Source organism: Caballeronia arationis (assembly GCF_001544975.2).
Lineage (GTDB): Bacteria > Pseudomonadota > Gammaproteobacteria > Burkholderiales > Burkholderiaceae > Caballeronia > Caballeronia arationis.
In genome coordinates this window covers 1-2,050 of record NZ_FCOG02000376.1, presented here as the reverse complement: position 1 = coordinate 2,050, position 2,050 = coordinate 1, and the positions used below count along the sequence as shown (strand labels likewise).

The window sequence follows — 2,050 nt, the reverse complement described above, 5'->3', positions numbered from 1 at the left end:
CCATCTCGCTCTATGCGACTTGCAAGAGGCTCGAAGCGGGTGGCGCGGACATCATCGCCATCCCGTGCAATACCGCCCATGCATTCGTCGAGCGCATTCAACCGTATCTCGCCGTTCCTATCGTGAACATGCTGACCGTGACGGTCCGATATCTTCGCGAGACGTTTCCAGCGCTGCGCGCAGTGGGCGTGCTGGCGACGTCGGGTACGGTCGCGAGCGGTGTCTACGAGAAAGCGCTCGGGTCGCAGGGCTTGCGGCAGATCGTTCCGGGGCCCGCCTTGCAGGCTCGCGTGATGGAGGCGATCTACGGCAAGGAGGGCGTGAAGGCCGGCTTCACGACCGGACAGTGCCAGGAGGATATCGTCGCCGCGATCAATGGGTTGATCGCCGAGGGCGTCGAGGTGATCATCCTCGGATGTACCGAATTGCCGCTCTTGTTTCCGCAGACTGATTTCACCGGGCGAAACGGCGCGCGCGTGCGACCGATCGACCCGACCGACGTGCTTGCAAGACAGTGCGTCGCGTATGCGAGCGCGGCGCCTGCGCCAACCGCATCCCCGCTGCTCGAAGCAACCTGAATCGACTGATCCAACCCAATCGATACTGCCGACCGGCCTGCGCACGACGTGCGCCGGATGACTCCGTTCGTCAGCTTCATCCGCATATTTAAAGGAAGAGAAATCATGCTCACGCTTATCGAACGTATCGAACACGACCTTCTCGGCGACCTCGCCGTGCCTGCCGCAGCCTACTATGGCGTCCACACGCTGCGGGCACTCGAAAATTTCCCGATCACGGGTATTCCCATCTCGGTCTATCCGAATCTCGTCAACGCATTGGCGAGCGTGAAGGAAGCGGCCGCGCTCGCCAACTACGATCTTGGATTACTGAGCGAACTCAAGATGCAGGCGATTGTCCAGGCATGCAGGCAAGTCCGCTCGGGCACGGCGCATGATCACTTCGTCGTCGATGTCATCCAGGGCGGCGCGGGGACTTCGACCAACATGAACGCGAACGAGGTCATCGCGAACCTCGCGCTCGAACATCTCGGCCATCAGCGGGGCGAATACGGCGTTCTGCATCCGAACGAGGACGTGAATCTCGGGCAAAGCACGAACGATGTCTACCCGACCGCCCTGAAGATCGCCACCTATGCGGGCATCATGCAACTGGTCGAGGCGATGGGCGTGCTGCGCGCATCTTTCGAGCGCAAGGCGCAAGAGTTCAGAAACGACCTCAAAATGGGCCGCACACAGCTTCAGGACGCGGTGCCAATGACGCTCGGGCAGGAATTCAGCACGTTCGCGGTCATGCTCGGCGAAGACGAAGAGCGGCTCAAGGAAGCCGCGAAGCTGATCTGCGAGATCAACCTGGGCGCGACGGCGATCGGGACCGGTATCAATACGCATCCCGAGTATGCGCAGCTCGCGTGCCGGCATCTGAGCGATGTAACCGGCATTGCGCTCACGACGTCGCCGAACCTGGTCGAAGCGACGCAGGACGTCGGCTCGTTCGTGCAGCTTTCCGGTGTGTTGAAGCGTGTCGCGGTCAAGCTCTCGAAGACCTGCAACGACCTTCGACTCCTTTCGAGCGGCCCGCGCGCCGGCCTCGGAGAAATCAACCTGCCGCCGGTGCAGGCCGGCTCCAGCATCATGCCGGGAAAGGTGAATCCGGTCATTCCGGAAGTCGTCAACCAGATCGCGTTCGAAGTCATCGGCAACGATGTGACGGTCAGCTTCGCAGCGGAGGCGGGCCAGCTTCAGCTCAACGCGTTCGAGCCGATCATCGCCCATAGCCTCTTCAAGAGCGTCGCCCATCTGCGGGCGGGGTGCCTCACGCTCGCCTCGAAATGCGTCGACGGCATCACGGCCAATCGGGACCGGCTGCGCGCGATCGTCGAGCAGTCGATAGGGATCGTGACCGCGCTCAATCCCTACATCGGCTACACGCACTCGACGGAAGTCGCGAAGGAAGCGCTCGCGTCGGGCCGAAGCGTCGCGGAGATCGTGGTCGAGAAGGGGCTTTTGAGCCAGTTGCAACTCGACGAGAT

At 62.0% G+C, this 2,050-nt stretch carries 2 protein-coding genes; both read left to right on the top strand.

What is annotated here, in order from left to right; translation table 11 throughout:
- On the top strand, positions 1–578 hold a 578-nt coding region (locus AWB81_RS42370), incomplete at its 5' end, for an aspartate/glutamate racemase family protein (RefSeq protein WP_144444377.1).
- 105 nt (positions 579–683) lie between these two features.
- Positions 684–2,050, top strand: a 1,367-nt coding sequence (aspA, locus tag AWB81_RS42365; protein WP_062644503.1) for an aspartate ammonia-lyase, incomplete at its 3' end; no start/stop codon positions are given.